The sequence below is a fragment of the Limnobacter olei genome (assembly GCF_029087225.1).
Taxonomy (GTDB): Bacteria; Pseudomonadota; Gammaproteobacteria; order Burkholderiales; family Burkholderiaceae_B; genus Limnobacter; species Limnobacter olei.
The window spans coordinates 73,126-98,024 of the sequence record NZ_JARFJD010000007.1 but is presented as its reverse complement, the minus strand read 5'-3'; the positions used below and the strand labels follow the sequence as shown (position 1 = coordinate 98,024).

Here is a 24,899-nt window from a genome sequence, read left to right as displayed (position 1 = left end):
CCGGCGTCTGGATTAATTCCCAACGCCGGTTTGTCTTTCAGTTGTAAATCCACCCAACTACTTGGCAGCCGTTTTCTCAGCTTCCAGCTCTTCAAGCAAAGCCTTGGCATGGCGCATACTGTCCATGGCAGCCGGAAACCCACAATACACGCTGGCGTGAATGATCAACTCGCGCAGCTCATTTGCGGTAACGCCATTGTTGATTGCACCGCGCATGTGTAACTTCAATTCATTGGGACGATTCAACGCTATCAACATGGACACTGTTGCAATGCTGCGAATTTTGGGCTCAAGCCCTTCGCGGGGCCACACAGTGCCCCAAGCATGGGCGGTGACAATGTCTTGAAGCGGTGCCGCAAAATCATCGGGATTTGACACCGCCTTGGCCACATAGTCGGCACCCAATACCTTGGTGCGCATGGCTTTGCCTGTATCGTAATTGGCTGGCTTGTTACTTGCCATACTTCTCCCCCAGTTTTTCAATGAATCGATCCACCAGACCGTCAAACATGGTTTTAATAAAACCAGGTGTGGCCGCCTTCAACAACATAGGTACTTTGATGTCCCGCAGCTGCCCGTTGATTTCAATTTCAATATCGACTTGCTTGCCATTGGGCTTGAACTGAAACAAGCCGGAAAGACTTGCATTACCCACGCCTTCTTTGGCTTTGAAGCTTAAACGCCCGTTGGCTTTGTCCACTTCATAAGTGGCTGCATAGTGAACCGCATGAGACACGCCCATGGCACCAATGGGCTTAAGCTTCCACTCAAAAGTATTCGGACCGAGCTTGTTCAGACTTTCCAGTTTGGGGAAAATTGAGATCAACGGCTCAATTGCTTCCAGGTCGGCCAGAACGGCATCGTAATTCAAGGCCACGGAGGCTGTTTTATCCAGTGAAAGTTTGCTGTCCATGTCAAATTCTCCTCAGTTTTCAGGCCGTGCTCCTTGTGCTGGAGTACACTGCCGAAATAATAATTTGGTTAAATAATACTCATGAGTAACATACCAGCAGATCCGCTGTTGCGGATAAAAAAGCTATCAGATTCACTCGAAAATAATGAATTTGAAAACACCAGCGCATTAATTTTCGCGTTCCGGCAAGAAAAAGACCTGTTACGCGATTTACCTGCGGTATTCGAAGGTGCCCTTGAAAGCATTCTAGAGCGCCTGGAAAGCACCGCCATGTTCGGCGGGGAAAGTTGCTCATTCAGTCAAAGTGACTTGCTGGCTGCACTCACCATTTGGCTGGAAAAAGCAAAGTCCTATCTCGAAAAGCAACTGGGCATTGTGTAAGCCAAGCCTTTTTTCCAAGCGGTATTCAAGCTGTTTTCTGGGCGATCTCTTCAATCAATTTGTCCAGCTTCTCGAAAGAAACAGGTTTGGTCATGTGCAAATTCATACCGGCCTGTGTCGACATGGCAATACTTTTGTCATCCGACAAACCCGACAAGGCACAAATAAAGCTGTGTTTTGAAGCTGCGTTCTCGGATCCCCGGATCACTTTCGTGGCTTCATGCCCGTCGAGATCGGGCATGTCAATGTCCATCAACACCAAGTCAAAACACTGTTTCTCGCACAGTTCCACGGCCGGCAAACCACCTGTGGCTTGCACCACCTGGTGCCCTCTTTTTCCAAGGTAGCGGTCCAGCAACTTGATGTTCATGGGATGATCATCCACCACCAGAATACTCAGCGCCCTCGAGGGCGACTCAACCGCCTTACTCGACTTGGCCTGGCCTTGGGCAGAGGCCAGCGGCAAATTCAAACTGACGGTAAACACCGAGCCCACTCCTGGTTCAGAACTCACATCAATACGCCCACCCATCAGCTCGACAAGCCCCTTGCAAATCGCCAAACCCAAGCCGGTGCCACCATATTGGCGGTTAATTTCACGGCTGGCCTGGCTGAATCGCTGAAACAGTTTTTGCAAGGCTGGCTGACTGATTCCTATACCGCTGTCAGCCACTTCAATGAAAACCTCTGTTCGCCCTTGCGTGGGTTGTGAGGTCATTAAACGCATTCTCACATAACCGGTGTCAGTGAACTTCAAAGCATTGGAAACCAGGTTTTGAACCACCTGCCTTAGTCGGTTTGCGTCGCCGTGCACAAAGCAAGGGCCCTCAGACTCATTCACCAAAGAAAACTCGATGTTTTTCTTAAGAGCCAGGTTGCGGTTGAGTGAATACACCTGGCGCACCATGGCATCCAGATCAAATGGCGAAGGATCCAGCTTTAAACCATTGGCCTGAATTCGCGAATACTCCAGCACATCACTTAAAATCAAATGCAGGCTGGTTGCAGAGCTGGAAATATTGCGAACATCACCACGCAACTCTGGGTCATCCAGCTGCTCCTCAAGTAGCTTGGAAAAACCGATAATCGCATTCAATGGTGTACGCAATTCATGGCTAATGGTCGCCAAAAATTCCGATTTGGCGCGATCGGCGCTCTCGGCCTGCTCTTTGGCCAGCACCAAGTCGCTCACATCAAGACAAACCGCATACATGCCAACTCCCGGCGCTTTTGCTTCGCGCTGCAGTGTCAACTGGAAATATTGTGGCTCTACCCCACTACGCCGCGTGGTTGAAAAAACCAGCGACTCCCGATTTGGAAAAGCCTCTGGACGCGACAACACGGTACGTATCGCGGCGTGATACTTTGAATCAATGTGCTTAAGAACGAGAGTCCAATCGGCAATGAATTCAGCCCGGGTCAGCGAGAAAAAACGTTCAATCGAATTGTCGACATTCTCGACCCGCACGCGCCCCTGCTCGGTCACGCTGAACTCGACCACAAAACCGTTCAGGCAGTTCTCGACACTGAGCAGGCGGCGTTTTTCTTCTTCAAAACCAGCCAGCAACATATGCTGTTGCTGATTCAACCTGTGTACCGTGTTAACCAGAGTTTCGAAAAAATCTTTTCCCGCCAGATAATCAGGCGCGGCGTCCTGACTGCCCAGGTTCAACAAACTTTCCTTGAGCTGAAAACTCATCCATGCGCGGGTCAGTACCCTGCCCGCGACATAGGAAACCACCACAACCACGACCAGCAGCAAAAGCTGTCCAAACCAGGCCAAGTCGCCCAACTGCGTCCAAAACACAATCGAGGCAAGAACACCTACGGCAAAGAGTAAACACAGCAATGGATGACTGCTCCATGAATCGTCAATTGCCTTTGCGACGACCTTGCTCAGGGATACAGCGCTGGCCGATGTTGCTTTCAAGAAGACCGCCTTTAAAGTTGGCTCAGGCCGAGATGGCTCGGGACAAAAAATCCAGCGATCGGCCCCTGGCCAATGCTGCCGCCTTTTGTTGATACATTGGGCGTCCCCAACAATTAAAGCCATGGTCTACGTTCGGATAGGTGTGGATTTCCACGCCATGATTGGACTGAAATGCCGCTTTGATCTGGGAAACTGCTTCCATGGGAATGAAGCCATCTTTCTCGGCAAAGTGCATCAACATCGGAATTCTGGCCTGTGGAGCACGATCAAGTGCAGTGTGAATTCCACCACCGTAGTAGCAAACACTTGCGTCTACCGCCCCTGTTGTAGTTCCCACCAGGTAGGACAACATTCCACCCATACAAAAACCCAGGCTGGCCACTTTCCCAATCACTTCGGGACGAGATCTCAAAGCTTCGGCGGCGACACACAAATCTTCAACTGCCTTGGGGAAGTCCATACCCTGCATCAGTCCAAATCCTTTTTTGAACCCGGCATCGTCGTAGCCAATATCTACACCCGCTTCCTGACGCCAGAATACGTCTGGAGCAAGCACTACAAAGCCATCGCTGGCGTACTGATCTGCGACCTCACGAATATGCTGATTGACACCAAAAATTTCTTGAATCAACAAAATACCCGGGCCTTTGCCTGTGGGTGGAAGGGACAGATAAGCACCGAACTGGCCGCCGTCTTTGGCGTTGATCAAGATTCTTTGGGACTGCATAAAGCTCCTCTCTGTATGGATAAAACAAGTGGATTTGAATTGTAACAGTCTGATTTTGTACGGGTGCATTGTACAAGACTACAAAAAACCACAGAAACTAAAAAATACTGTACACAGTTACAGTGTTTATTGTACAGTTGTTTTCAGGGCGACAAAAAATAGTCAAAGGAGTAATCAAGATGAGTATCAAGCGATTCACTGTGTTTTTCGTGCTGTGGGTGTTGGGTTGTGCTTTTGTCCTTGAGCCTGCATTTATTGCACCCTTGTTTGAAACCAGCAGCACCCTTGAGCTGGCCTTTGCCGGTAACCCTGGACAACTGGGTGGCCTTGAATTAAACACAAACAGCAGCACTGCGGTAGAATCAATGGACCATTTCAGAGTACTTTGTTTGCTCTACTTCGGCTTGCCTGTTGCTGTTTATTTGGCGACGCAGTGGAAGGAACTCTAATTCATCCGTGTTGAACCATGAAGTATGTAGTCGCAGGTGTGCTGAGTGTCGTTGCCGGTTTTTTAATTCAGGGTTGTGCTGCATCAAATCCCTATTTTGATTCGAGTAAGCCCCACCACAGGCCTGATGGCTTTGTAAATTCCGATGGCACCATTGTTTCAAAACCTATGTCTGACCTGCTTCGTTGGTACCGCGAACGATTCGGAAAAGATTTGCCCCCTCCTCCAGGTAAATTCTTAGCCAGCTACGCTGATTTCCCCCAAAAGGCATTCGACAAAAGCCAGCTTTCCGAGTACTCGGAAACCACAGCCACCTGGCTTGGGCATGCAACCGTCATGGTGCGGGCCAACGGCTTCACCCTGTTGACCGATCCTCACTTTTCAGTTCGCGCCTTTCCAGTGCAATGGGCGGGTCCATCCCGCAAGGTTCAATCGCCAAGCCGTGTTGAAAACCTGCCAAAAATTGATGTGGTGGTGATAAGTCACAGTCATTACGACCACCTCGATCACAACACCGTGGTCAAACTGGCCAAGCAGCAGCCTGATGCCCTCTTTCTTGTACCGCTTGGTCTTGAGTCGCTTTTGAAAAGCTGGGGTGTTAAAAAGGTCAGGGAAATGGACTGGTGGGAAACTCACACCATTGGAGAAAACCAGATTACCTTCGTACCCGCTTATCATTGGTCTGCGCGCACGCTGACAGACCGGAACAAATCACTGTGGGGTGGCTGGACGATGAAAAACCCCAAGCTGAACTTCTATTTCTCTGGCGACACAGGCTACAGCAAAGACTTCGAAGAAATTGGGAAGCGCTTGGGGCCATTCGACTTCAGCGCAATTGCGGTGGGCGCTTACGAACCTCGCTGGTTTATGAAAGCCCAGCACATTAACCCGGATGAGGCCGTGCAAATTCACAAAGATGTACGCTCGGCGAAATCAATGGGCATTCATTGGGGTACGTTCGAGTTGACCGATGAACCACTTGATCAACCTATTGGCGATTTGAAACTTGCACTGGAAAAGCACAATGTGGCGCCCAGCAACTTTGAGCTGCTGGGGCATGGGGACACTATAAATTTACGCTGACAGTGGCAGATAATTGTGAATGACTTAGATTGTCTGTCTAGGTCAAATCAATTTGTTGAACTGGGGCATGCAATGTCGAACCAAGGTCATTGTGAGCAAATCATTCAGTTGATCGTCTGTGGCCTTGTCGGACAAAAAGTGAAGCCCAGCAAAGGAAGCCCATGTTGCCTCGGATACTCTGAAGGGAGTGTCCTGAATAATCAGGATTTGTGTGCCTGCCGCATACATGTCGAGCAAAGTGTTTTGAATCAGGGCGCTTGACCGTTGAAAGCTGGCACGAACAACCACAACTCCCACACCTAGGTTCTCAGCGGCCAACGCAAGTTCTTTGCCGGTTTGACGGGGTAAAACCTCGTGTTGACCCCATACTTTTTGGGCGAACACACAAATTTTGTCCAACAACTGTTTGTTGGGTTCCAGTACCACCACACCGATTGAGTCTTGCGCTGTTGACATCCTGTTCGCCTTTTTGTCTAGGACAACTCTAATCATTTGATCACAAGCCGATGGGTAGAGCAATGCAAATTACTCTATATGCTCAATAAAGATAATCAATATGCAGTGCGATAACCATTAACGCACATTTAGAGCGCTCTAAGACGCAAAGGTTCCTGCTGTTTTTGTTTCAAAACAGAGTTTCAGTTGACAATTCCGGACAAAGAAAACTGGCTTGATTCGAACTTAATTCAAATCCAAATAAGGTTTCAGCAACGCATGCAGGCGCAGTTCAGCTCGCAGGGTTTTCAGGGTAACCAGCACCCCACCGATACGGCGGTGCAAAAAAATGATCTCTTGAGGGGGTATCTTGAAATGCTTGGACATCATTTTCAAGGCTGCAGTTTGACCAACCCTGGCTGGCAAATCGGTGTCGCCAAATCGGTAAGCACCGCCCGGTGTATAAAGCCGATCAGGCACCATGGGGTCAAATGGTTTGCGAAACGGCTCTACTATCAGTTCGGTCAAATCGCCAAACCCTTCCAGAAAAGACTGGGGGGTACTGGCATCCATCAATCCAATGTCCAGAACACCCCGGGCCACTTCTTGCCTGTCGGCTTGAAGGGATCCCCGAACAATGCGCCCATAGCTTTCAACAAAAGATTTGTCGAAAGGACGGGTTGCACCAAAGTCGAGCGTTACGATCTGATCGTTCTCACCATCGGGATCAATACGAACCCGGTAATTTCCGAAATGAGGATCGGTCTGAACCAGATTCCATTCAAAAAACTCGGTGACAAACAGCTCGGCAAAGCTTTGAGCCAAAGCATTTCTGCGGCTTTGCGACAAGGCCTGAACTTCTTTGGAAGAAACGGAATACCCAGGCTCATAGCGTGTTGTCAGCACACGTTGGGCACAAAATTCGGGGTACACCTTGGGCACAATAAAACGTGGGTTATCAGCCAGCCTGTCGTAAAACGTCTCGGTGAATTCCCGCTCCTGGACATAATCGCATTCACGCACAAGCATATCGCGCAGTTCATTGAACACATCGGTCAAATCAAGCGCTTTGGGAGCCAGGCGAGTCGCGGAAATCAAGCGCGACAAGGTGCGTATGTCAGTGTCAATGGCGTTGGCCACACCCGGGTACTGAATCTTGACCACAACCTGCTCACCAGTGGCCTTAATGGTCGCCAAGTGAGCCTGCCCCAGGGATGCAGCAGCAATCGGCTTTCGATGAATGTCGAGCTTCGCAATTGTTCTTTCACCGAGCGCATCAATCAATTGCGGTTCAACAAACGACCAACTGACTGCGGGGGTGTTGTCTTGAAGTGTGGCCAACACCTCCACAGCCTCTTCAGGCAAAAAATATTGCCCATAGAGAGAAAGCATTTGCCCTGCTTTCATCACGCTACCTTTCAGACGACCCAACTCATCAGCCAGTTCTTTCGCCTGCGCGCGATAAAAGTTCCGATTGGCCTCGTCTTTGGATTCACCACGGCGGAAGAAATTGCGAACTGTGTGCCCAGCAATTTTGGCACCAGCACCTACCCCCATGCGTGTCAATGCGACGTTTCGCTCAAACGCACCGGTTTTGATGCGGTCCATGGTGCTGCCATCGGCGATAGCATCAGAATTGACTTCGGCGTTGTCGGGTTTGTCCTGCTCGGCCATGCTGCGAAAAGTCCTTGCGAATACAAAGTAAGTTGGGCGACATTGTAGTAGCTGGTCGCCCGGTGCTGATGAAAAAGCACTCTAAATCACCAAAGCATTTTCACTCAGGATCAGCGCATCAGTTTACGAAGTGCGGCGGGCGTAAAGTCGCCCGGTTTCACGGCCACATTGAATTCAGTGGCGGGTTCTTCATTCTGGAAAGCACTGAATACAGACTTGCGAGCATTCAAGTCATGTTGCACTTCCCCAGAGGTATACAAGCCAGGCGCATCGTAGGCCTGCATCAAATACAACATTTTGACGCGCCACAACTCTCCCTTAGTGTCGTACTGGTCCATCAATGCCACATACCAACTGTCTTCATCCACATACATAATGCGCTTGGAGTAGATGTGTTCTGCGCCCTGCTTCAATATGCCTTCGATCACCCACACCCTGTGCAGTTCAAACCGGGTCAACTCTGGCTTCAAAAAAGCATCATTGAGCATATTGTCGTACTTCAGGCTTTTGTCGCTCAGCTTGTAATTGTTATAAGGAATGTACATTTCACGCTTGCCAAGCAGCTTCCACTCAAAACGTTCTGGTGAACCATTGAATCCATAAATATCGTCCACGGTACGCAAAGCATCGGTATTGCCCGCCGGTGCAGCATGTACCAGTTCAGGTGCGCGCAATACCCGACGCTGACCGGAATTCACGATCCATGCATTACGGGTGTCCTCTTTGAAATTGAGGGTGTCAAGCACCAACAACGCTTCGCCTGATTGTGCTGAAGGCTTTGTAGATTCGCCGATCAGTGCAAACAACAGCGTGCTGCCTGCCTTGCCTACTGCTGGCGCCCACGCAATGGTTTGGCTGCTGGCAAATGTAATCGGCTTGGCGCCATTGCCTGCCACAAAGCCAGCCGTGTGCGACCTTAAAGTTTGTGCCGGGCGACGAAGCAAGGTGTTCCAGACCGCCTCAAGACCGTTTTTGGGTTGAGGGAAAGGCACGCTGGTGGATTGAACCCCCTCAACTGCAAGGCCGCCATGCGCTAGCCTGGCCTTGCCAGCTTCGGCTCCGATACTGGTCATCATTTCTGAAGAAAATGCGGCTGTGCGATGTGTTTTGTAAACGGGAATGCTGTAGTTCGGATAGCGTTTGATCAAGGCGATTTGCCCAGCAGGCAAAAATTTCTCATGCTGAGCCAAATTACTTTGGTTCACCACGAACAAGGGTTTTTCACCTGCAAATGGATCAACGTAGCCCTTTTTGGGATCAAACCCGGCTGGCGCTTTGGTAAGCCCTCCAGTCCATTCAGGAATGGTACCGGCCGCATTGCCGGCTATTTCAGCGCCCAAGGCGTTCACTGAACCGGTTTGGGCGATGGCAACGGTGCCGCTCAGGGCAAAACACATTGCCGAGGCCACTACGCCTCGCAATAATTCAAATCGCATGTTGTCTCCTGCTGGTGGTTCTGCTTTTTCTTGTCAGTCTACTTTACCGCACTGGCGGGGCGCGCAAACAGAATGCGGCAAAAGTCTGCACCTTTGCCTGAACACGCAGGAATTTGCGCTGCAAAGTCGCTGGGCTTAAGCACCTGGCAAGCCATGCCCAGTTCCTCCATGGCCAATTGCAGGTGACCCGCAGTTTCGAAATGCAGGTGCACTTTACCCCGCACAAAAATGCCAAGCCCCGCTACGAAAGCCTGTGCGAGGGGATCAGAATTTTGGGCCTGCAAGTGAATGTCGGAAAGATAAGCCCCGTGCTGGAACAAAGCCAGTGTCGATGAAATCCTGGCCCACAGGTTCAATACAGATTCTTTGTCAAAATAATTCAATAGCCCTTCGGTTACGATGGCCAACCCTTGGCTGCGATCCAACTGCATGGCCAAACCATCCAGACTGTGTGCACCCTGCTCGGCAAAAGCATCAACCACTTTGATGTGGTGATTCGGACAGGCCCTCAAGCGTGTGGCCAGCAGCTTTTTCTTTTGGGCGACCATACCCGGCAAGTCAGCTTCAATATAGGTGATTTTGTCGCCGTAGCGCTCAACAAAACGGCTTCCGCGTGGCGATAAACCGGCAGCGATTTCAATAATTTGAGTGACTTTTCCTGACTCAATCAGTTCAGTGAGGTGGTAATCGATCAGATCATGCCGGGCCAACAAAAAATCTTCGAGTGTCGGACCACCGAAACTTCTGGACACAAACATGGAAGGTGCCAGTGCAAGGTGCAATGCACTGGCGGGCATGGATTTCAATTCGGGAATAGAGCGACCTGTGGTTTGCCACACCTGCCCCGTGTACAAAGCCGTGGGGCTTATGCGGGCCGCAGACAGCCACTGCGAGGCAAGTTTTTTAACCATGAGAGCCTTCAAACAATCGAATGTTCAAGCAGGGTTTCCAAAGGAATGATATCCAGTGCAGTTTGATTGGTTCCCTCCAAATACACAGGCGGCGCCACCCCAGCCTCATAGGCCTCCAGCCAGCGGCTGGCGCATACACACCATCGGTCTCCGGGCTTTAGCCCGGCAAATCGATATTGGGGCATGGGGCTGATCAAATCATTGCCCATGCGCAACTGGAATTCCAGAAACTCTTGAGTGACTTTTGCACACACCACATGGCGACCCAAATCGTTGGGACCGGTACTGCAACAACCGTCTCGCATAAAACCAGTAAGAGGCGCGTAAGAACAGGCAAGCAAGGGCCCGCCGAGAACATTTTTATCTTGTTTCACAGTAACTTTCGACATGAATTATTTTGAACCGGGAACGGGCACAACGGCCATGGTGAGTCGGGAAATACAACTGAGCTTTCCACTGTCATCGTACAGCTCAATATTCCAGACTTGCGAGCTTTTGCCGGCATGCCATAACTTGGCTGTGCCCGTCACTTTGCCGCTTCTAACGCCACGCAGATGATTGGCGTTGACCTCTTGTCCAACGCAATAAAATTTGCTGTTGTCAACCAGCAAATTGGCACCAATACTTCCCAAGGTTTCAGCAAGCACCACATTTGCTCCGCCATGAACCAGGCCAAAGGGCTGAAACGTGCGGGTGTCTGCAGGCATGGTGCCGCGAATGTAATCGGGCCCCACTTCGGTGATTTCGATGCCCAACGCCTCACAGGCTGTGTTTTTACACATGGCATTCATGTTTTCCAGATTGGGAGTGGAAAACCAAATGGATTCTTGATTGTTTTGCATGGCTGCAGAGTCTCTGTAAGTTTAATTTGTGTCCTATTTTAGGCATGCAATTTAAACTTTGGGAGAAGCCTCGATAAGTTTGGCCACTGTATTAGACAAATTTAGGGCAGTTTCATCTTTTAGGCGTTGACAGTTGCTGTACAAGTCGGCCTCGCTGAAGGAAAAACCAGCGCCAGCATGGGCCACGGCGATCACATTGCCACTGGCGCAAGGTGCCAAAGCCATTGCATGCCCATCGAACGCATCCAGCAAGCGCTGCTTGCTCTGGGTTGAATCTTTCTGATTGCTTAAAAGATTGGCGACCAGGTACCCCTGCTCACTCAACAAGGCCTTGCAGTTCAGGTAAAACGCAGTCGAATTCAACGGACCTACTTTGGCTTTGCCATCAAAACCATCCACCATGATCAAGTCGAATTGCCGGGAATAGCGGCTTGCCGCAATAGCCACGTAGTCTGCGCCGCAACTCACTTCAACCTGAAAGGTTGGGGAAAACGGCGGCAGTTTGAAATGCATTTGCGCAGCGGCAACCACTGCATGCGATATTTCCACCACGGTGACTTTGCAGGCGGGCCTGTGCTTGTGTAAAAACTTGGGCAAGGCCCCCACCCCAAGACCGACAAACAAAGCGGAGCGTGGCCAATTTGAATCAGAATTCAGCAGCAATGGCGCCATCATTTCGCGGGTGTATTCAAGCTCGAGTGCATAGGGCCTTGCAATGCGCATGGCCCCTTGTACCCAGTCACTGCCGAAATGCAGTTGGCGAACGCCCTTTTCTTCGCTGATCAATATGTCCATAGGGCGAAAGAATAACCGAATTATTCAAACAGGGCTTGCCCCATGAACAATCGGCTTCCTTCACTTAAGCTCTCGACAAGATTCCAGTGTGGTGGCACCAACAACACAATGGTGGATCCGTGCTCAAACCAACCCAGTTCTTCACCCTTGTGAATGGGCGTGTGGGTGCGCACGCGTTGAGGCCCGCGGTCGGTTTGATTAAACACACGGCCAGTGCAATGCAAGCGAATGCCCGCCACCAAAATAGCCGCCACCGGCACAATGGCGAATGGTTCACCTTGCGCGGTTCTGCCACTTAACACCGCACGTTCATTTTTACAAAACAGCTTTTCTACCCGCTTAAGTGCCACCGGGTTCACATTCCAAGTGTCGCCGTGAATGTAATCCACCTGCTCCACCACCCCATCAATTGGCGAATGCATCCGGTGATACATGCTGGCTGTAATCCGGATGGTGAGGTATTGATGCCCATGAAATTTCATGGCCATTACTGGGTCTACCAGCAATTCTTCGATGGCGTACGGAAAACCTTTCACCTGAAGCAGGCTGCCGTCCTCCACCAGGCCATGGGCGCCCAGAATTCCATCGCAAGGGCTGGTACCCAAGGCACTGCTAGCCACAGGCCGCATACCCGGCTTCAATGCACGGGTGAAACAATCGTGAATGGAATTGAATTGCTGCTTTTGCGCCTCGTGCAGGTTTAAATCGGCAAATTGGCGCCACAACCACAAGGCAGGTTGTGCGAACCATGGGTGTCTGATTTTGCTCACCTTGCCCATCAACCAAGAGCTGAACAAGCGAGGGATTCGGTTGGTCAACATGAAGTTGGCGCTTTCCTGCAACTGAATGCGGGACGCCTGATGCGCAGAATGTACCTGTGTGTTTTTTTGCAATTTAATCAGCCTGTCACCGAGATGGCGTACAACCTTACCTGTTGTATTTGACAGAAATGTGTATGAACCTTGACAGCCTGACTTTACTCATTGGCGCCAGCGCCAGTGCATACCTTGTATTCAAAGCATACCGCCGGCTTCAACTGTCGCGCGCGAAACACCCCGGCTTAAGCGGTCATGTTCGCATGGCCAAGCGCATATCGAAACTGATACCGCATTACAGCCTCGAGGGCGATTCGTTTTTCAATTGCGACGGTGCCCATGATACGGTCGTGGAAAAACGCCGCAAAGGTTTCCACAGGTTGTCCCGGGATTTGCTGGGGCGTGCCCCACAGGGAAAACGTTTGCTGGAACAAGCCATCAGCAGCATTTCCGATGCGCAGTTTACTCACAAGTACCGCGTTCCCTTCCAATTCAGAAACATGGTCAACGAGAATTTGTTGCCCGCACTTTTTCTGAGCAAATCGGAGGGAGTTCATCTGAGGGACATTGATGACAACGACTACATTGATGTGACCGGTGCCTACGGCACCAACCTGCTGGGCTACGACACTTACAAAAGTTTTATCCGCCAGGCAGCCATCGACATGGACCCATTGGGGCCAGTGCTTGGCCCCTATCACCCGGTGGTGCTGGACAACACACGCAGAATATTGGCATTGGCCGGTCAGGATGAAATTTCATACCACATGAGCGGAACCGAAGCAGTGATGCAGGCTGTACGCCTTGCGCAATACCACACCGGTCGCCAACGCATAGTACGTTTTGCGGGTGCCTACCATGGCTGGTGGGGCGATGTACAACCAGGTGTCGGTAACCCTGTGAGCGCAGATAGAACCTTGACGCTACAAGAGATGAGCCGACGTACACTGCATGTACTGGCCACCCGAAAAGACATTGCCTGCGTATTGGTGAACCCGTTGCAGGCCCTGCACCCCAATACGAATGCGCCAGGAGACTCCGCCTTGATCAGCAGTGGCCGTAAAGCGGGATACGACAAAGAGGCTTATACCCAGTGGCTCAAACAGCTTCGGCAAGTGTGCACCGAGAACGGCATTGTGTTGATTCTTGATGAAGTATTTTTGGGTTTCCGCTTGGCCAAAGGTGGCGCACAGGATTATTTTGGGGTGCGTGCCGACATGGTGACCTACGGCAAAACTCTGGGTGGTGGCCTGCCTGTGGGTGTGTTGTGCGGAAAGGCTGAATTGATGAAACGCTACCGCAACGACAAGCCAGCTGATATCTGCTTTGCGCGGGGTACATTCAATTCGCATCCTTATGTAATGCAAACCATGAACCTGTTTCTCAAGCACATTGATGGTGTTGAAGTGGAACGAATGTATCAAAACGTCGACACTGTCTGGAACACAAGGCGTGCAGCACTGAACAAACGCCTGACAGAACTGGAATTGCCTGTTGAAGTGCAAAACATGACTTCAATTTTCACCATTCTGTACAACACCCCATCGCGTTTTAACTGGATGTTTCAGTTTTACCTGTTGCAAGCTGGCGTGATGTTGAGTTGGGTAGGTTCAGGGCGAATGATTTTCAGCCACAACTACACGGACGCAGATTTTGATGTGTTCTGCGACCGCTTCATTCAAGCGGCTCGCTGTATGCAGGCCGATGGTTGGTGGGACACCAGCGAGGCCTGCAACAGCAACAAGAAAATTCAGCGACGTGTGCTCAGTGAAACCTGGCGTGCCTTGACATCGTCCATGGGATCAATCAACTGACCTTTGAGCAGATAGAAAGGCGATTTGTAGTAAATTTTTACGTCATGGAATGGGTCGGTGATAATTTTCAGGGCCCAGACCAAACCTGTTTCGATGTCCCGGATGAAGAACAGGTGGATGGTTCTAAACACCAAACCACCCAAGCCCAGCCACAACCACGACTCACCTACACTGCGAACAAAACTGGTCATGTCTGCACCAGTGGGAGGCAATCCAAACGTAGACGGGCTGAACCAGATCAACACAGGCAAAGCACCCCAAATACTCAGCAAAATAACTTTGCGACGCAGGTTGTAACCCACCTTGATGTCTTCCTTGTGATCGTGCGTGGCATCGTTCACATAATCGTAGGTTTTTGGCTCGAAAAAGAAGTGACCGATTTGACGGCTGGTCATGGCCACCAACCACGCCACCAGGGCTGCAGACACAGGGTCGATAAACAGCAACACATAGCCAAACAGGAATGACAACGCGCTGAGCAAATGCAGGCTTTGATTGATACGGCTGTGGTGATAGTAGCGGTGGTCGTCCCAGCGCTGTTCGTGCAAAGTCTCGAAGATTTTTTTCATTTAGGCGATACAAGGAAGTGTTGAAAAAGTACTAACTTCCCTTTATGCCAGCGTGATGTTGCGGTTTTGTGTCCGATCATTGCAATTGGCTGATTAAGCTTAAACCCGGTCTAGCTACAACCAACTCGGCAGTGGGTTTGCCTGTTCCGAACTTCAAGAAAATCGCCCCGTTTGAATTCATGCGCGGCGTTTGGCGAATAGCCAACACCGAGACTCGGCCATATTTTTTGCCGAGCTCGGTGAGCAAGAATGAATGCAACAAGGGATCAAGCGATTTTCAGTGAGGAATCGGGCAACCCCGACGAGTTGGAGATAAATTGGCACCCCGTCGAGTTGGCGAAATAACAGTCGTCGCCTACCGGCCCAACTCACCGCGGGCAATCACCTCTTTCATGATTTCCGATGTCCCTGCATAAATGGTTTGCACCCGCGCATCGGTGAAGAATCGTGAAATTGGATATTCCTCGGTGTAACCGTAGCCGCCAAACAGCTGCAAGCACTCATGGGTTAATTTCACCTGCAACTCAGTCGACATCAATTTCAAGATGGATGCTTCTTCAGTTGTCATCGCGCCCACTTTGAATCGTGCTTCACATTGCTTCAAATACGCTTTGGTCAATTCAAGTTGCGCCCGAAGCTCGGCCATTTTGAAACGCGTATTTTGAAACTGGGCAATGGTGCTGCCAAACGCCTTGCGTTGTTTCACATAATCTGCAGTAATGGCCATGGCACCTTCACAGGCACCCACAGCCTGTGAACCCAGGCCCAAGCGCTCGCGCGGCAGTTCTTGCATCAAATAAATAAAGCCTTTATTTTCCTCACCCAGCAAGGCATTGGCGGGCACGCGCAGGTTGTCGAAAAACAGCTCTGCGGTGTCATTGGAATGCTGACCCATTTTTTTGATGCCCTTGCCTTTCTTGAAACCAGGCAAGCTGCTATCCACCAAAAACAGGCTGATGCCCTTGGCGCCTTTGGTGGTGTCGGTTTTGGCGGCCAATACGATCAGGCCACAATGCAAACCATTCGTAATGAAAGTTTTTGAGCCATTGATCACCCATTCGTTCCCGTCGCGAACTGCGTTGGTGCGCATGCCCGCCAGGTCACTACCCGCCCCTGGCTCAGTCATACCGATTGAACCCACAATTTCACCGGTGACCATACGAGGCAACCACTGTGCTTTTTGCTCAGGAGTGCCCAGGTTGTTGATATAGGGCATCACAATGTTGGCATGCACGTTCAACGCGGTGCTGAGTGAGTGCAAATTCAAACGGCAGGTTTCTTCCAGAATCATCAGGGCCACTTCGAACGGAGCTCCGGCAGCACCGAACTCTTCGGGCATGTCTGGCCCCAGCATGCCGGCTGCACCCAGCATCAGCCAAGCTTCCTTGGGCATCCAGCCCTCTTTCTCCCACTGGTCGTAGTGCGGAATCACTTCCTTTTCAAGACAACGCAGCAGCATGTCCCGAAACAAAGTGATGTCCTCATTTTCAGCCATTTTGAATTGGTCTACTGTGCCCATGATGAATCCTTTTTCAAATGCTTCTGTTACTTCGCCTGCATGCGAATGCTGCCATCGATACGGATGGTTTCACCATTCAGGTAATTGTTTTCGACAATACTCACGCACAGGCGACCATATTCAGCGGGCGCACCGAACCGCTTGGGGTTTTGAACCATCGCGATCAAGGGCTGGCGGTATTCCTCAGAAACACCTTGCATCATCGGCGTGTCAAAAATGCCTGGGGCAATGGTCATGACCCGAATGCCGTAGCGGCCCAAATCGCGGGCCATGGGCAGGGTCATGCCAACCACACCACCTTTACTGGCCGAATAGGCAGCCTGACCTGTTTGACCATCAAATGCAGCAACCGAAGCGGTGTTGATGATCACGCCACGCTGGCCATCTTCATCGGGTGCATTCTTTGCCATGGCTTCAGCAGCCAGGCTTGCAATGTTGAATGTACCAATCAGGTTGATATTGATGGTTTTCGCAAACGCCTCAAGGGGAAGTGCTTTGCTGTCGCGGTCCAGCGTTTTGCCTGCAGTGCCTACACCTGCACAGTTGACTGCGATGTGAATGGCACCAAAGGCAGCCAAAGTTGCATCAATGCCCGCGCGAGCGGACGCTGCATCCGCGACGTTTACTTTCTGGAAAATCACTTTGCCGGGGTGCGCAGCTTGCGCGGCCTTGCCCGCCTCTTCGTTCATATCGAACACCGCCACCTTGGCACCAGCAGCAACAAATTGCTCCACCGTTGCAAGGCCCAGACCTGACGCACCACCCGTAACCACGGCTACCAAATTATTCAGATTCATTCAAAAGTCTCCAAAACTGCTGTTTTTATGAAATAAATACACGATTAGCCACAAGGTTAACGCAGAAAAGACCATCAAGGTGGAGGATGAATTCGAACGAACGTTCGTTTTTAAAGCGAGGCCTAAATCCACACCCCAATTCAGCGCCCTTTCTTTAAATCCACATTCAAATAGCGCCAAAAATCGGCAGCCACCGGTGAAGGCCGTTTGCCATTGGGCCGAACCGTGTACCAGTTGGCGTGAATGGGAAAGCTTTGTACATTCAAAACCTGAAGACTACCTGCGGCCGTGCCCGCATTCAGGGCATGCTCGGAAAGTACGGCCAAACCCATGCCGCCTTGCACCGCCTGTTTAATGGCCTCATTGCTGCCCAGTTCCAGCCGCACAGTCGGCTCAAAACCCAAACTTTCAAAATGCGAATCACAAGCAAGGCGAGTCCCTGAACCCCTCTCCCGCAAAATAAATGGGTAGCGGGCAAGTTCGGTGTGTTTGATGCGCTTGCGCTGGGTTAATGGATGGTCTGCGGGTGCGACCACCTGCAGTGAATTGGTCATAAAGGCCTTGGCCTCCACATCAAGATTCGCTGGAGGTTTGGACATGATGTAGAGGTCATCGAGATTGTGCTCAAGGCGCTGAATAACACCATTTCGGTTCAACACCTCCAGTGCAATTTCCACCTCCGGGTACTTTGCACAAAAGTCGCCCAGCAAGCGGGGCACGAAATACTCAGCCGTGCTCACCACAGCCACAGTCAGCTTGCCTCGCCGAAAACCTTTGATGTCATCAATCCGCTGCTGAAATGCTTCCAGTTCCGCCAACATGGCACGCGCCGTAGCTTCAAGCTCAAGGCCAGCGGGGGTTAGGTAAACCGCCTTACCGATGACCTCGTACAAAGGCAACCCCACTGAGTCTGCCAGCTCCTTCATTTGCATTGAAACTGTGGGCTGAGTGACATGAAAATGCCTTGCAACCGCTGTAATGCTTTTGAGGCGAGCAAGCGCAGTGAACAGGTGAAGCTGCCGAAGAGTCAGGTTCATGGTTTATACCTCGCCATTTGCATAACCTTTTAATGATGATATTTTCTTTTTTTCTTATTTTACATGATTGATCATTGTGCATAGCATGGGCGCACTTTCAATATTCCGTGCATCATGAATAACTTTACCGACCCCGCCATTCTGTTCTTCCTCCTGGGTATCTTCAGTGGACTGATCAAATCCAATCTTGAAATTCCTGCACAGGTCAGTCGATTCCTTTCACTTTACCTGCTCATGGCCCTGGGCCTGAAAGGCGGCTTTGCAGTGCATGAATCGGGCTTTAACACCCAGGTGCTAGGCGGCTTGGGTACCGCAATGGTTTTGGCGGTGTTGGTGCCATTAATCAGCTACCCCATATTGAAACGCTGTGTTTCCGCATTTGATGCAGCCGCCATCGCGGCTACCTATGGTTCGGTTAGCGCCGTGACTTTTATCACCGCTGTGCAGTTCCTCGAAAAATCAGATTTAGCCTATGGTGGTCATATGGCTGCTGCAATGGCTTTAATGGAATCACCTGCAATTATTTTGGCGGTGCTGTTTGCCAACATGGCACGCAAGCATGGGCAAGGTTCTAATTCAAGCCCGGCACCTGGAAAAGGCTTTGCTCACCTGCTGCAAGAATCGTTCACCGAAGGCGCACAGCTTTTGCTGCTGGGAGCCATGCTGATCGGCTACATGAGTGGCGCGGAAGGCAAACAGGCCATGCAACCCTTCACCGGCGACTTGTTCAAGGGCATGCTGGCTTTCTTCTTGCTCGACATGGGCTTGACCACAGCCAAACACCTTCCGAAACTAAAAACGGTTTCTCGCTGGATGGTGGCGTATGCGGTAATTGCGCCGATAGCACACGCCGCCCTGGCTTGGGTTTTGGCCAAAACCACAGGCGCTAGTGTAGGTGATACGGCCTTGCTCATGGTGCTGGCTGCCAGTGCCTCCTACATTGCCGTGCCTGCTGTGGTGCGTTATGCAATACCGGAAGCAAACCCGAGTCTGTATGTTGGGCTTTCCTTGGGCATTACATTTCCGTTGAATATTTTGGTGGGTATACCGGTGTATGTTCAGCTGGCGAGCTGGTAAACGGACTAATCACAAGGAGTGAGTAGAAATCACTGAATTTGAACTCCCATAGTCGCTGGCTTACGCTTTGGCTCTTAATTCTACGGAGCCAATATGCCGACCAAAGCCATTTGTCATTATTTTCATCGAGATATCATCATTCCCACGCTCAAAACAATGAATATGGGAGGCGACAATATCGCTGAATTACTACTTGGAACCGCGTTGGTTGAAAGCCGATTAACCTGGCGAAAGCAAATGGGCAACGGTCCTGCTCGCGGCTTGTATCAAATGGAAATGGCAACGCATGACGACATTTGGGACAACTATCTCAGCTATCGCAAATCTCTGGCTGACAAGGTTTTGCAATTCAAAACCTCCCACAAAGCGAATGCAGAAGAAGAACTCATCAACAACGATTCGTATGCAACAGCCATGGCACGCGTACATTACGCTAGGGTGAAAGAAGCAATTCCTGATGCGGGAGACATTGTAGGCATGGCCAATTACTGGAAAAAATACTACAACACAATTTTAAGCAAGGGATTCCCCGACAAATATGTGGAGGTGTGGAATCAAACCGTTGGGGAGCTGGTTGGCGATGCCAAATAAATTTAGTGTGCTCGTGATTTTAACTTGTAGCCATCTAAACTCCGTTTTCGCTGAACCCATCCGGTTCATCGAGAGACCGACCATCTATATTTCGGATACAAGTATTTTGAAGGTGAATCAAGACGCTCAAACCACGCTCGAATCTTTCGTCAGAAACTGGTCACAATTTGAATTATTAATCGACAAAAATCTTTTTCCAATAAAAGCGCCAAACTGCCAAAAAACAATTCAGATCCGATTCAAAGGCATAGAGCCAATCAAAAACCGGATTAGCCCCGCCCAGCAATCTCGATGGGAATTGCTGGAACGTCTCAGAAAAAGCAATATTCAAGACACAAGTCCTGTCTTTCTGCAGATCGACACCAGGCAGTACATGAAGAAGTCAGCAGACGGCAAATACACACTGGACTATTGCAATGTTTTTGTGGAATGAATCTGTAAGGTATCACCCCAACAACTCAATTCCATCCAGTTCCCGCGCGCACACTTCCCGCATCACCGCCACAAAGTCGGCGGTGTAATGTTTGCCCGCAATCGCCTTGGGTAAAGCTGCATACAAGGTTGACATCAAACCCTTTCTACCCAAAGGCACTTGGGCCACATAACCGCGGTCCACATAGCCTTTCACCGCCCAGGCTGGCAAGGCTGAAAGCCCGCGTTTGCTGGCCACCAATTGCAACAGCGCCACGGTCAGTTCACTGCTGCGGCGCTTCACCTGCACACCAGCTGGGGTTAAAAAGTGCTTGATCACGTCAAGCATGTCGTCGGGTACCGGGTAGGTCAGCAAGGTTTCACCAGCGAAATCAGAGGGCTTTAAATAAGCACGTTTGGCCAGCTTTGAATCCACTGGCACCAGGCCTACCATTTCGAACCGAAACAGCGGAAAGGAAACAATGCCCTCTTCCTCGCAAAGTTCGGAAACGATTGCAAGTTCCGCATCGCCCTTGTGCAGAAGGCCTACAGGGTCTGCATGAAAACCGGAAACAATGTCCAGTTCCACTTCTGGCCAGCGGTTGCGGTACACATCCATCGACGGCATTAACCAGTCAAAGCAGGTGTGGCACTCCACGGCCACACGCAGCGGGCCGCCTGCCCCCTGCTTCATTTGCAAAATATCGAGCTCAGCCTGGTCTACCTGCCCCAGCACCTGCCCGGCCAGCTGCAACAGGCGTTGCCCCACCACGCTGAAACGGCTTTGCCCACCCTGCTTGTATACCAGTTCTTCTCCCAGCCAGTCTTCCAGCGCCTTGACTTGATGCGACACCGCACTTTGGGTAATGCACAGCACATCGGCCGCACGGCTAAGGCTGCCGGTTTGTTCAATGGCCTGTAGGGTACGCAGGTGGCGCAATTCCAGAATACTTTTTGACATGAATTCTATTCACTATTTTCGATAATATTATTCGTTTGAATAATACTCCGTTTATGCAGATCATGATGTTTTAATTGCCACACAAGAAGAAACACCATGATTAAAACGCACACCCTGGGTTTTCCCAGAATCGGTGAAAACCGTGAATTGAAATTTGCGCTGGAAAGCCACTGGCGCGGCGAAACCACTGAGGAAGAACTGCGCGGCACCGCGCATGAATTGCGCCTGAAACACTGGCAAGCCCAAATTGATTCCGGACTTGATTTCATTACTGTGGGCGACTTTGCCTTCTACGATCAAATGGCAGACCACATTCAATTGCTGGGTTGCGAACCTGCACGTTTCGAGTTCAAAGCAGAACAATCCAAGCTGCAACGCTACTTCACCATGGTTCGGGGAAAGTCGACCGAAAACCACAGCTGTACCCATGTTCACGAAACCTGGGCACTGGAAATGACCAAGTGGTTTGACACCAACTACCACTACATGGTGCCTGAATTCACATCAAACACAGTATTTAAAGCGCATACAGCGAGCCTTGTAGAACAAATTGAACAAGCCAAAACCTTGAACCACCCCATCAAGGTCAGTTTGATTGGTCCACTCACCTTTCTGTACCAGGGCAAAAGCAAACAAGCAAATTTCGATCAATTCGACTTGCTCGAACAACTGCTGCCCGTGTACGGCCAAATTCTGGCCGAGCTTAAAACACAAGGCATTGAATGGGTACAAATGGATGAACCCATTCTGGGCCTGGACCTGCCCGGCAATTACCTGACAGCTTTCGAACGCAGCTACTTGCAACTGAAAAGCCGCGGCGTAAAAATTTTGCTGGCCACTTATTTTTCAACAACGCAAGGGCATACAAGCCCAGTGTGCAAATTGCCCGTAGACGGCCTGCACATTGACTGCGTACGCGCTGAAGAGGACTTGCCTTTGGTATTGGACTGGCTGCCCAATTACAAAGTGTTGTCGCTCGGCTTGATCGATGGTCGCAACATCTGGAAAACAAATCTGCAAGCAGCGCTTCACCAAATCGCCAAAACATTTGAGGCGGGTAAAAATGAAGTGTGGCTAGCACCCAGCTGTTCGCTGTTGCATGTGCCTTACCGGTTCAGCAACGACACCACCGTAAACCCGCTTGTAAAACCCTGGCTGGCTGGTGCCATCGAGAAGCTCGAAGAACTGGAGCTACTGAAGCAAGCCGCAAAAACACAACTGCAAGGCAAAACACTGACAGGCGCATTGGCCACCTTGTGGAATGAACACCAGGCCACAGTTAAACAACGCGCTCAAAGCCCCTTGCTGAACAACCCGGAAGTGAGGGCTCGCCTGGCCGCATTGGCTCCCACTGCCGACCAGCGTGCTAGCGAGTTTGCAATTCGCCAGCAATTGCAACGCAAGCGTTTTAGCCTGCCCGCATACCCTACCACCACCATTGGCTCGTTTCCACAAACCAAAAACATTCGCAACTTGCGTGCACGGTTCAAGAAAAGCGAGATTGATGAAACCACTTACTGGCAACACATCAGCCAGGAAATTCGCCAAGCCATTGAGTTCCAGGAACGTATCGGCCTGGATGTGCTGGTACACGGCGAGGCAGAACGCAATGACATGGTTGAGTATTTTGGCGAACAACTGGAAGGCTTTACTTTCTCCGCCAATGGCTGGGTACAAAGCTATGGTTCACGTTGCGTAAAGCCACCTATTCTGTTTGGTGATGTATCCCGCCCCAAAGCAATGACAGTGGATGTAGCCCGCTTTGCCCAAAGCCTGAGTGAAAAACCAGTAAAAGGCATGCTCACAGGCCCGGTCACCATTTTGCAGTGGAGCTTCGTGCGCAACGACCAGGCCCGCGCCACCACCGCTTTGCAAATTGCGCTGGCCATACGCGATGAAGTGGCCGAACTGGAAGCAGCAGGAATTGGCATGATTCAAATTGACGAGCCGGCCTACCGCGAAGGTTTGCCGTTGCGCAAAGCACGCTGGGACGAGTATTTGAACTGGGCCAGCAAAGCCTTCCGCATTTCAGCCAGCCCGGTTCGAAATGACACGCAAATTCACACGCACATGTGTTATTCCGAATTCAACGACATTCTGCCGGCCATAGCGGCCATGGATGCCGATGTGATTACGATTGAAACCAGTCGCTCCGACATGGAATTGCTGCGCGGCTTTGGTGAATTCCATTACCCCAATGAAATTGGTCCAGGTGTCTACGACATTCATTCGCCCCGCGTGCCAGGACAGGATGAAATTGTGCGCCTGATCCGCAAGGCAGCGCAGGTTATTCCACCTGAGAACCTGTGGGTGAATCCCGATTGCGGCCTGAAAACCCGCGGCTGGGAAGAAACAGAAGCGGCATTGGCGGTTATGGTGAAAGCCACACAGGTATTGCGGGACGAACTGAAGGCTGAAAAAAGCCCTGAAAAAACTGCCGCATAATTGCTGAGCCGGGGTGTAAAACCCCTGTGGGCACGGGAAAATAGGATTAATAACACCTATTTTCCCGGAGACCCCACACCATGAACCACGACCCCATCGTGATCGTATCGGCCGCCCGCACCCCCATGGGCGGTTTTCAGGGTAGCATGTCTGGTTTTACAGCCAGCGAACTGGGCGCACACGCCATTCAACAAGCCGTGTTGCGCGCAGGCCACCCCACCCTTTCCGAGAAAGTTGATGAAGTCATCATGGGCTGTGTGTTGCCTGCAGGCCAAGGCCAGGCCCCTGCCCGCCAAGCCGCGCTAACGGCCGGTTTACCCCTTAGTAGTGCCTGCACGACCATCAACAAAATGTGTGGTTCCGGAATGAAAGCCATCATGATGGCGCACGACAGCCTGTTGGCTGGCAGCACCCAAGTGGCGGTGGCAGGCGGCATGGAAAGCATGAGCAATGCACCCTACCTGCTGCCCAAAGCCCGCAGCGGCATGCGCATGGGCCACGGCCAGGTGATGGACCACATGTTTCTCGATGGCCTGGAGGACGCTTATGACAAAGGCCGGCTGATGGGCACTTTCGCCGAGGAATGCGCAGACCAGTACAGTTTTACCCGCCAGGCGCAAGACGAATTCGCTATCCGCTCGCTGGCTCGCGCCAAGCAGGCCACAGAGGATGGCAGCTTTCAATGGGAAATTGCACCAATCGAAGTGGTCAGCCGCAAAGGCACGGAATTCGTCAGCACCGATGAACAGCCCCTGAAAGCAGACCCAGCCAAGATACCCACATTGAAGCCTGCCTTTCGACGTGACGGCGGCACAGTCACTGCTGCAAACAGTTCTTCCATTTCCGACGGCGCAGCCGCGGTAGTGATGATGAAACAAAGCCATGCGGAAAAGCTGGGAATCAAGCCCTTGGCGCGCATACTGGGGCACAGCACCCATGCGCAAAAGCCAAGTTTGTTTACCACCGCGCCGGTTGGTGCGTTACAAGGGCTGTTTGAAAAAATCGGCCTGAACGCCGCACAGGTTGATTTGTTTGAAATCAACGAGGCATTTGCTGTGGTGACCATGGCTGCAATGGCTGACTTGAACCTGCCTGCAGACAAAGTGAATATTCACGGCGGCGCTTGTGCTTTGGGTCACCCCATTGGTGCCAGCGGCGCCCGAATTGTATGTACCTTGATCGGCGCATTGAAAAAAACAAATGGAAAAATCGGCGTGGCCAGTTTGTGCATTGGGGGTGGCGAAGCCACGGCACTGGCGATCGAACTGATCTAAAAACATCGAGAGAC

26 protein-coding genes are annotated in these 24,899 nt (G+C 51.0%); 9 read left to right on the top strand and 17 right to left on the bottom strand.

Going from position 1 to position 24,899, the window contains the following annotated elements; genetic code table 11:
• Positions 1-57: 57 nt before the first annotated feature.
• The gene (locus PY990_RS05590) at positions 58-462 is read right to left on the bottom strand and encodes a carboxymuconolactone decarboxylase family protein (protein ID WP_275270783.1); all 405 of its coding nucleotides are present in this window, start codon (positions 460-462) and stop codon (positions 58-60) included.
• The gene (locus PY990_RS05585; RefSeq protein ID WP_275270782.1) at positions 452-913 is read right to left on the bottom strand and encodes an SRPBCC family protein; all 462 of its coding nucleotides are present in this window, start codon (positions 911-913) and stop codon (positions 452-454) included. Before PY990_RS05585 ends, PY990_RS05590 begins: the two co-directional genes overlap by 11 nt.
• An 81-nt stretch (positions 914-994) precedes the next feature.
• Here PY990_RS05585 and PY990_RS05580 point away from each other — a divergent pair, with 81 nt between their 5' ends.
• Positions 995-1,294: a hypothetical protein gene (locus PY990_RS05580; RefSeq protein ID WP_008250842.1), complete on the top strand. Its 300-nt coding sequence runs from the start codon at positions 995-997 to the stop codon at positions 1,292-1,294.
• 25 nt (positions 1,295-1,319) lie between these two features.
• Here PY990_RS05580 and PY990_RS05575 read toward each other — a convergent pair whose 3' ends face one another.
• Positions 1,320-3,224, bottom strand: a complete 1,905-nt coding sequence (locus tag PY990_RS05575; protein WP_275270781.1) for a hybrid sensor histidine kinase/response regulator — start codon at positions 3,222-3,224, stop codon at positions 1,320-1,322.
• A 22-nt stretch (positions 3,225-3,246) separates the two neighbouring features.
• Positions 3,247-3,951 carry a dienelactone hydrolase family protein gene (locus PY990_RS05570; protein ID WP_275270780.1) on the bottom strand — a complete coding sequence of 235 codons (705 nt, stop codon included), beginning with the start codon at positions 3,949-3,951 and terminating at the stop codon, positions 3,247-3,249.
• Between the two features lie 179 nt (positions 3,952-4,130).
• Here PY990_RS05570 and PY990_RS05565 point away from each other — a divergent pair, with 179 nt between their 5' ends.
• Positions 4,131-4,400, top strand: a complete 270-nt coding sequence (locus tag PY990_RS05565) for a hypothetical protein (protein ID WP_146106701.1) — start codon at positions 4,131-4,133, stop codon at positions 4,398-4,400.
• 17 nt (positions 4,401-4,417) lie between these two features.
• A complete protein-coding gene (locus PY990_RS05560; RefSeq protein ID WP_275270779.1) occupies positions 4,418-5,482 on the top strand; it encodes an MBL fold metallo-hydrolase in 1,065 nt (354 codons plus the stop codon).
• 42 nt (positions 5,483-5,524) lie between these two features.
• Here the strand turns inward: PY990_RS05560 and PY990_RS05555 are convergent, their stop codons facing one another.
• The 8 genes from PY990_RS05555 to asd all read right to left on the bottom strand — a co-directional run bounded on the left by PY990_RS05555 (position 5,525) and on the right by asd (position 12,468).
• Positions 5,525-5,938 (bottom strand): hypothetical protein, encoded by a 414-nt coding sequence (locus PY990_RS05555; protein ID WP_171099234.1) that lies wholly within the window; start codon positions 5,936-5,938, stop codon positions 5,525-5,527.
• 225 nt (positions 5,939-6,163) lie between these two features.
• On the bottom strand, positions 6,164-7,591 hold the full coding sequence (locus PY990_RS05550; protein WP_275270778.1) for an ABC1 kinase family protein: 1,428 nt from the start codon (positions 7,589-7,591) through the stop codon (positions 6,164-6,166).
• 110 nt (positions 7,592-7,701) lie between these two features.
• Positions 7,702-9,027 (bottom strand): DUF1329 domain-containing protein, encoded by a 1,326-nt coding sequence (locus PY990_RS05545; RefSeq protein ID WP_275270777.1) that lies wholly within the window; start codon positions 9,025-9,027, stop codon positions 7,702-7,704.
• 38 nt (positions 9,028-9,065) lie between these two features.
• Complete coding sequence (locus PY990_RS05540) at positions 9,066-9,938, bottom strand: class I SAM-dependent methyltransferase (protein ID WP_275270776.1); 873 nt, start codon at positions 9,936-9,938, stop codon at positions 9,066-9,068.
• A gap of 8 nt (positions 9,939-9,946) precedes the next feature.
• Complete coding sequence (locus tag PY990_RS05535) at positions 9,947-10,327, bottom strand: DUF2237 family protein (RefSeq protein ID WP_275270775.1); 381 nt, start codon at positions 10,325-10,327, stop codon at positions 9,947-9,949.
• Positions 10,328-10,330: 3 nt separating this feature from the next.
• A complete protein-coding gene (locus PY990_RS05530; protein ID WP_193976794.1) occupies positions 10,331-10,780 on the bottom strand; it encodes a hotdog fold thioesterase in 450 nt (149 codons plus the stop codon).
• A 51-nt stretch (positions 10,781-10,831) separates the two neighbouring features.
• A complete protein-coding gene (locus PY990_RS05525) occupies positions 10,832-11,575 on the bottom strand; it encodes a spermine/spermidine synthase domain-containing protein (RefSeq protein WP_275270774.1) in 744 nt (247 codons plus the stop codon).
• Positions 11,576-11,595: 20 nt separating this feature from the next.
• On the bottom strand, positions 11,596-12,468 hold the full coding sequence (gene asd, locus PY990_RS05520) for an archaetidylserine decarboxylase (protein ID WP_275270773.1): 873 nt from the start codon (positions 12,466-12,468) through the stop codon (positions 11,596-11,598).
• Positions 12,469-12,530: 62 nt separating this feature from the next.
• On the opposite strand from asd, the gene PY990_RS05515 reads away from it, so the two are divergent.
• Positions 12,531-14,204, top strand: coding sequence for an aminotransferase class III-fold pyridoxal phosphate-dependent enzyme (locus PY990_RS05515; protein WP_275270772.1), 1,674 nt, complete (start codon positions 12,531-12,533; stop codon positions 14,202-14,204).
• Here the strand turns inward: PY990_RS05515 and PY990_RS05510 are convergent.
• The 4 genes from PY990_RS05510 to PY990_RS05495 form a co-directional block, all read right to left on the bottom strand.
• Entirely contained in the window at positions 14,141-14,773 is a 633-nt protein-coding gene (locus PY990_RS05510; protein ID WP_275270771.1) for a hypothetical protein, read from the bottom strand. The two genes, PY990_RS05515 and PY990_RS05510, sit on opposite strands and share 64 nt — an antisense overlap.
• Positions 14,774-15,128: 355 nt before the next feature.
• Positions 15,129-16,292 (bottom strand): acyl-CoA dehydrogenase family protein, encoded by a 1,164-nt coding sequence (locus tag PY990_RS05505; protein ID WP_275270770.1) that lies wholly within the window; start codon positions 16,290-16,292, stop codon positions 15,129-15,131.
• Between the two features lie 26 nt (positions 16,293-16,318).
• Entirely contained in the window at positions 16,319-17,089 is a 771-nt protein-coding gene (locus PY990_RS05500) for an SDR family NAD(P)-dependent oxidoreductase (RefSeq protein ID WP_275270769.1), read from the bottom strand.
• A gap of 140 nt (positions 17,090-17,229) precedes the next feature.
• Entirely contained in the window at positions 17,230-18,126 is an 897-nt protein-coding gene (locus PY990_RS05495) for a LysR family transcriptional regulator (protein ID WP_275270768.1), read from the bottom strand.
• Between the two features lie 114 nt (positions 18,127-18,240).
• Between PY990_RS05495 and PY990_RS05490 the strand changes: the two genes are divergently transcribed.
• The 3 genes from PY990_RS05490 to PY990_RS05480 all read left to right on the top strand — a co-directional run bounded on the left by PY990_RS05490 (position 18,241) and on the right by PY990_RS05480 (position 20,227).
• Complete coding sequence (locus PY990_RS05490; RefSeq protein WP_275270767.1) at positions 18,241-19,203, top strand: sodium-dependent bicarbonate transport family permease; 963 nt, start codon at positions 18,241-18,243, stop codon at positions 19,201-19,203.
• 93 nt (positions 19,204-19,296) lie between these two features.
• Complete coding sequence (locus PY990_RS05485) at positions 19,297-19,794, top strand: hypothetical protein (RefSeq protein WP_275270766.1); 498 nt, start codon at positions 19,297-19,299, stop codon at positions 19,792-19,794.
• Positions 19,778-20,227: a hypothetical protein gene (locus tag PY990_RS05480; protein ID WP_275270765.1), complete on the top strand. Its 450-nt coding sequence runs from the start codon at positions 19,778-19,780 to the stop codon at positions 20,225-20,227. Before PY990_RS05485 ends, PY990_RS05480 begins: the two co-directional genes overlap by 17 nt.
• A gap of 12 nt (positions 20,228-20,239) precedes the next feature.
• Here PY990_RS05480 and PY990_RS05475 read toward each other — a convergent pair whose 3' ends face one another.
• Positions 20,240-21,166, bottom strand: a complete 927-nt coding sequence (locus PY990_RS05475; RefSeq protein WP_275270764.1) for a LysR family transcriptional regulator — start codon at positions 21,164-21,166, stop codon at positions 20,240-20,242.
• Between the two features lie 96 nt (positions 21,167-21,262).
• On the opposite strand from PY990_RS05475, the gene metE reads away from it, so the two are divergent.
• Positions 21,263-23,611 (top strand): 5-methyltetrahydropteroyltriglutamate--homocysteine S-methyltransferase, encoded by a 2,349-nt coding sequence (metE, locus tag PY990_RS05470; RefSeq protein ID WP_275270763.1) that lies wholly within the window; start codon positions 21,263-21,265, stop codon positions 23,609-23,611.
• An 80-nt stretch (positions 23,612-23,691) separates the two neighbouring features.
• Positions 23,692-24,885, top strand: coding sequence for an acetyl-CoA C-acetyltransferase (locus tag PY990_RS05465; protein WP_275270762.1), 1,194 nt, complete (start codon positions 23,692-23,694; stop codon positions 24,883-24,885).
• The last annotated feature ends 14 nt before the right edge of the window (positions 24,886-24,899 follow it).